At 44.0% G+C, this 6,115-nt stretch carries 5 protein-coding genes; 2 read left to right on the top strand and 3 right to left on the bottom strand.

The window, feature by feature from the left end; translation table 11 throughout:
• Positions 1 to 247 precede the first annotated feature (247 nt).
• Positions 248 to 553: a hypothetical protein gene (locus H6F63_RS19525; protein ID WP_190418780.1), complete on the top strand. Its 306-nt coding sequence runs from the start codon at positions 248 to 250 to the stop codon at positions 551 to 553.
• Between the two features lie 209 nt (positions 554 to 762).
• Here the strand turns inward: H6F63_RS19525 and H6F63_RS19520 are convergent, their stop codons facing one another.
• The 3 genes from H6F63_RS19520 to H6F63_RS19505 all read right to left on the bottom strand — a co-directional run bounded on the left by H6F63_RS19520 (position 763) and on the right by H6F63_RS19505 (position 5,324).
• Positions 763 to 2,049, bottom strand: a complete 1,287-nt coding sequence (locus H6F63_RS19520) for a DEAD/DEAH box helicase (protein ID WP_190639155.1) — start codon at positions 2,047 to 2,049, stop codon at positions 763 to 765.
• A 577-nt stretch (positions 2,050 to 2,626) separates the two neighbouring features.
• Entirely contained in the window at positions 2,627 to 3,961 is a 1,335-nt protein-coding gene (locus tag H6F63_RS19515) for a cytochrome P450 (protein ID WP_190639154.1), read from the bottom strand.
• Positions 3,962 to 4,718: 757 nt separating this feature from the next.
• Complete coding sequence (locus tag H6F63_RS19505) at positions 4,719 to 5,324, bottom strand: hypothetical protein (RefSeq protein WP_190639152.1); 606 nt, start codon at positions 5,322 to 5,324, stop codon at positions 4,719 to 4,721.
• Here H6F63_RS19505 and H6F63_RS19500 point away from each other — a divergent pair.
• Positions 5,323 to 5,703 (top strand): mCpol domain-containing protein, encoded by a 381-nt coding sequence (locus tag H6F63_RS19500; RefSeq protein WP_190639151.1) that lies wholly within the window; start codon positions 5,323 to 5,325, stop codon positions 5,701 to 5,703. The genes H6F63_RS19505 and H6F63_RS19500 overlap by 2 nt on opposite strands.
• The last annotated feature ends 412 nt before the right edge of the window (positions 5,704 to 6,115 follow it).

Here is a 6,115-nt window from a genome sequence, read left to right as displayed (position 1 = left end):
CTTCTCCATCAATTTCTATCCACAATCACCAACTCCTCTCTCGGCTTGCAACTTCTCTCCTCAACCTACTTCAGGGTTTCTGAGTCTACAAATGCTTATCCCGAACTGAGGTTAACTTAAGTTGTTTGAGAACTGGATGGCGCACAGATGAAGGTATCATTAACTCAAGGAAGCGTTGGCAAGGATTTTGGCAACAAAGCCCTCTCCACTACCTCGATAACCCCAAACCTACTCTGTGGAATTCCCTATGCCCCACGAACCCAGCCCAGTCCAATCCGCCGTCCTACTCACCATTATTGCTGAAACAGTGCTTAAAGATGCTATTGTCAATTTGTTTAAAAGCAATAACGTAAGCGGCTACACCATTAATCAAGTGCAGGGTGAGGGTAGCCACGGCAGACGCTTAGGAGACATAGCGGGCTACAACACTAATATTGAAATCAAGACCATTGTTTCACTAGAAGTATGTGATTCTATTTTTTGGTCTATAAAAGACTATCAGGGTAAGCACGCCTTAATGGCCTTCCGACAGAATGTAGAAGCCTTGGCTTAATTAACCTGGTTTGTAGAGCTGTTCCTTGATTTGCGCGTGCAAGAGCTGAATTGTCCGTTTGCTGAAGCAAAAGCCCTTACAAACAGCGATCGCAAACCCGTATTTCGCACCGCACCCCCTGCCAACCATATTGTCAGCCCTTAAAAAGATACCCGACTTCTTAAAGAAGTCGGGTATCTCGCGTTAACTAGGCGGCAATCGCTAGGAGTTTAAGCAGTGTGCAGCCTTTTGCCAGCGCGACTTGGTGAAGCAGGCTTTTTGCTGCGGGTGGGTGCGGATGGTGCCTGGGGCTTGGCTCGGTTACTGCGACCTTGGTTTGCGCGCTGACTCTTCGGCTGGTCTATCACCATCTTGGCTGGGGCGCTTGGCTCGTAGCCTGGAACCACAGTTTTGACAAGGGGTTTATTGAGCAATCGTTCGATGTCTTTGAGGAATGGATATTCATCTTCGCTGACGAGGGAAATTGCTCGTCCTTCATTTCCAGCGCGACCTGTGCGACCAATGCGATGCACATAGTCTTCTGGTACATTGGGGAGTTCAAAGTTGACTACGTGGGGCAGCTGATCGATATCTAGACCGCGTGATGCTACGTCGGTGGCGACTAATACCCGCACTTTCCCTTGCTTAAAGTCTTGCAGCGCACGGGTGCGGGCTGCCTGACTTTTGTTGCCATGAATTGCAGTGCTTTTCAGCCCATCTTGAGCAAGTTGCTCGGCTAGACGGTTGGCTCCGTGTTTCGTGCGGGTGAAGACTAGCACCTGTTTCCAATTGTGGAACCCGATCATATGAGAAAGCAGTTCTCGCTTGCGATCGCGATCGACCGGATGCACCACCTGCTCTACCTGCTGTGCGGCAGTATTACGGGGAGCAACTTCGATCTGGGTCGGAGATTTTAACAAGCCGCTGGCAAGCTGCTGAATCGGTTTAGAGAAGGTGGCAGAAAACATCAGCGTTTGGCGGGATGGGGGGAGAATTGCCAAAATTTTGCGGATGTCGCGGATGAAGCCCATGTCTAACATGCGATCGCATTCATCCAGCACCAGTATCTCTATCTGCGAGAGATCCACAGTCTTTTGCCCAATGTGGTCAAGCAACCGACCGGGCGTAGCGACTACAATATCAACTCCCCGATGCAGGGTTTGAACTTGCGGCTTAATTCCCACACCGCCATAAATTGCTGCCGCTCTCAGCGACAGGTATTTGCCATAAGTTTTGACGCTATCTTTTACCTGATCTGCCAGTTCGCGAGTAGGTGTGAGAATCAGGGCGCGAGTCCTGCGATGCACCTGCTTGGTGTTGGTGGTACCCAGGAGTTGCAGTAAAGGCAGGGTAAAGCCAGCAGTCTTGCCCGTTCCAGTTTGGGCGCTGGCGAAAATGTCTTGTCCTTTCAGGATTGCGGGAATTGCTTGCTGCTGAATTGGGGTTGGTTCAGTGTAGCCAGAGTCAGCAACAGCACGAAGCAGGTCTGTCGAAAGACCGAGGTTATCAAATGTCATGAATGCGATCGCTCCTAGTAATGCCCCTATCCCAAATCAAGTGCCTGGGGCCAGTCTAAGAGCAGGAAATTTGTAGTTCAGTTGGATGGCTTTAATCAGCTTTTTTCCAATGCGCCAGCAACAGACCGGAATGTACTGGCAGAAATTCATTCTATCAAAGATATCAGAAAAATGCTGAAAACCCCGTGATTTTAATCCGGGGAGGAAGGTTAATTGCTGGTTTTCACCTGCCTTGGAAGTATTTGGATATAGTCGCGAAAAATTTCAGCAGCAGAGATTTGTTTTGACTCAGCATAGGAGTCTAAAATTTTCCACTGTTTTTTTTGTTGAGAAGCAAACCCGAATTAATGAACATCAATAATGGGTTGAAGAAGAAGCGCGATCGCGCCAACAGCGACAAAAGACAAACTTACCCAAAAGAAAATTCTCATTTTGTTTTTATACCTTGATTTAATTTGTGATGCTTTTTACGGTTCAATGTACTGGGATTGTAGTGAATAGTTAGGATTTGCCTAATCCACCTAGGGAGAGAAAGCGCTCGATAAAAAGAGAGAGTTAATAGCTAGGAAGCGATCGCTTATCGCTGAGTCACCAACATCTTCATCCCATGTTTTGGGCGGAGCGTTAACGAGGGTTGCACCAGCACCGGATACTCTGGTTGTAGCGTCAGGCGAAACTTTTGCGCGATCACTGCCAGCAGTAAACTTGCCTCCATCATGGCAAAAGCCTTGCCAATGCAGATTCGCGACCCGCCACCAAAGGGAAAATAGGCAAAGGTGGGCAACTTCTTAATCAAATTATCTGCCCAACGATCCGGGTTAAAAACTTCTGGATTTTCAAAGAAGCGAGGATCTCGGTGCATCGCCCACTGATTGATAAACACAGTTGTTCCCGCTTTGACCTCATATCCCCCTAGAACGCAGTCTTCTACGGCACGTCGGCTTATTCCCCACACGGGCGGATACAGTCGCATTGATTCCAACAGAACTCGTTCTGTGTAAGGCAACTGACGTAAATCGGCAACCGTGGGTGCGCGATCGCCCAACACTGTCTTCAATTCTTCTTGCAATTTCGCTTCTATTTCTGGGTGTTGTGCAAGTAGAAACCATGTCCATGTCATGGCGTTAGCAGTCGTTTCGTGACCCGCCAAAAAGAGAGTCATTGCTTCATCTCGCACTTGGCGATCGCTCATCCCAGTTCCATCAGATTCATCCCGCACTTGAAGCAATAGGGAAAGTAAATCGCCTGTGTCCTTACCGCTAGCTCGGCGCTCGTTAATAATGGGATAGACAATCGCATCTAATTGTTCAATTGCTCGTTGGTAGCGCAAGTTGCTAGGAGTAGGCATCCAACCAGGAAGGAAGTATTGATTAGCAAGATTGGCATTAAAATCCATTACTGCATTTAGCGCTGCCTGTACCCCTTCCGCTTCATCCTTAATATCAACGTCAAATAGTGTTTTAGACACAATTTCTTCGGTCAGAAACATCATATCTTGATGAATATCGCGGATTTCGCCATCGCGCCATTGGTCAATTAATTGCTCAGTATAGTCAACCATTACCTTCCCATAGGCAAAAATTCGTTCCTGATGAAAAGCTGGTTGAACCAGACGACGCTGACGCTGCCAAAAGTCGCCTTCACTGGTCAGTAAGCCGTTGCCTACAACACGCAATCCGCGTCGATATACGCTACTTTTAACAAAGTTGGGGTATTGAGTGACCAATACTTGCTCGATCAAGTCGGGATGGTTGGCTAAAAAAGCTGGAAATGGCCCAAACTGCCAGCAAACAAGATCGCCATACTCTCTAGCACATTGGCTGAAGAACTTAAGTGGATCTCGATTAATTTCTGGAAGATGACCCACAAGGAAATGAGCTTTAGGGCCAGGTGGTAAATGTACTGCGGGCATAAATAATTCGGTTAAAAATGCTTTTTTTGAAACAGAATAATAGATAAAAATTAGCCCTTTCAACCTAAGGGCTAAAATGAAGTAACGACTGGTCTTTTTGTTAGAAAGAAACCTAAATTAATGAACATCAATAAGTGGTTGAAGAAGAAGCGCGATCGCGCCAACAGCGACAAAAGACAAACTTACCCAAAAGAAAATTCTCATTCTGTTTTTCTACCTTAATTTAATTTCTGATGCTTTATACAGTTCAATGTACTGGGATCGTAGTGAAGAGTTACGAATTGCCTAATCCACCTAGGGACAGAGAAAGCGCTGATAGAAAGAAAGAGTTAATAGCCCTGCTTGATTGACAAAACGCTTGAAACCCTTGAATAGTCGTAGGTTGGGTTGAGCGGGAGCGTAGGCGAAGCCTTTAAGGGAGAGTAACCCAACGAAACACTTGCTGAGTAAGTTGGGTTTCACGGTGTTCAACCCAACCTAGATGGAAAGATTTGTCTAAATACAAAGGTAGACATTATATTGAATGCTATGCTCTGAGAAACGGGTTTGTAATAGCAACAGACATAATTTATGTTACTGTATTCTAGGTTTTAGGTTGCTTTTAGGACAATTGCAATCGCTCTTAGGATAGCTTGAAGTTTATGCAGGGTAGCGTTCCCGCAGAGCAACCCAGCATCCCAAGCTGTGCAGGGCAAAAGATTGTTGGCTTTTATAGAAGTTCAACGCAGAACACACGAGGGATCTGCCCACCCTGGAATTAATAAAATTCATAGTCTTCTTTTGAATTTAAACTTATTCGCTCTAACTCGATTCTTCCTTTAGTTCCACGAATGGTGTAGTACTGTCCACTTAGTTCCATAGGCTTTGCTTCAAGCTTAACACTCAGTATTGCAGTCCCTTTGTATTCAGGATATTCCGGTTTTTTTGGCGTATTATGATATACGTAGTACAATTTATGGTTTCCAGCTTCAAGCGTAGGATAAGCAACCAGAGTATAGGATTTTGAGGTTGTACTACATAAGTTTATATTTATATTGAATAAGTTTTGTTTGATTCTAACTTTAGCCTTTAGTTGTTCCTCTTCTAATCCCGTATCAAAAATTAGTTTTCCCTCCCATATACCATTAATATCTGGAAAATATATTTCTGAGAGGATAGGTATAAGCTTCCAGAGCAGTCTCCAAAAATATACGGATATTAAAAACGCAATAACATCTAAAATTGTAATAGAAAAACTAACATACCTTATTACTTCTAGTGAAAAGTTATAAGGAGTTAGTAAGTATACTAAAAAAAAGAGTAAGGCAATATTTATAATGGCGAAAGTTGTGAGAATTTTGCGTCCAGGTAAAAGGTGAAACATGCCTCTTTATATTTCGCTTGATGGGGATGATATAGGTAACAAGATTTCTAGAGCTTATCTTGAAAATGATGAAGAAAAATTAGTCAAGATTATTCAAGATTTGGAGCGCCTTTTGAATCAAATATGCGAATACTTAAAAAAATTAGAACTTGAGATTATATTTTGTGCTGCGGATGGTGTTGCCTGCAAAGGCAGTAATGTAGAAGTAGAGAGTTTTGCACGGTATATTGAATCTATTGGAAAACCACATTACACATTTTCTGCTGGTATAGGCAATGATTTGCAAAGTTCATTTTTTTCACTTAAGTATGCTAAAGCTCTTGGAAAAAACAAAGTTGTAATTTGTGAAGATGGGAAACAATTCAGAGTAATAACCTAACGTGCGCTCTCCACCTCCCATAGGCTGAATTAAGGTATACAAACCATCATCTTAAACCATGCAACGCCACAAAAAATTCTGAAGTTTACAAACGTTCAGTACAGGCTACGCGGGCAAGCATATTTAAACCCAACTAAGGCTTAAGGAAGCAACTCCAGCACAGATAAACGGCTGACTATTTGCCCTGCGATCGCAACAGGCACTTCATCAGACAGTTGATAATCTTGACGACGCTGATAGATGCATTCCTCAGCCACAATAGGCTCGGTGTAGACCTCAATCTGCTTTTCTGGGAGGTTGATAAGCTGTTCAGCATTTAAATAAAGTATAATCCGAAAGTAAATTTAGTCTAACAAGTGAAAGATGCCAGCGAAAAATTATCTCAATCAAGAGCAAGTAGAGAAACTACAAA

Source organism: Trichocoleus sp. FACHB-40, assembly GCF_014695915.1.
Taxonomy (GTDB): domain Bacteria; phylum Cyanobacteriota; class Cyanobacteriia; order Cyanobacteriales; family FACHB-T130; genus Funiculus; species Funiculus sociatus.
The sequence above is the reverse complement of the archived record's forward strand: the minus strand, read 5'-3'. Positions and strand labels throughout refer to the sequence as shown.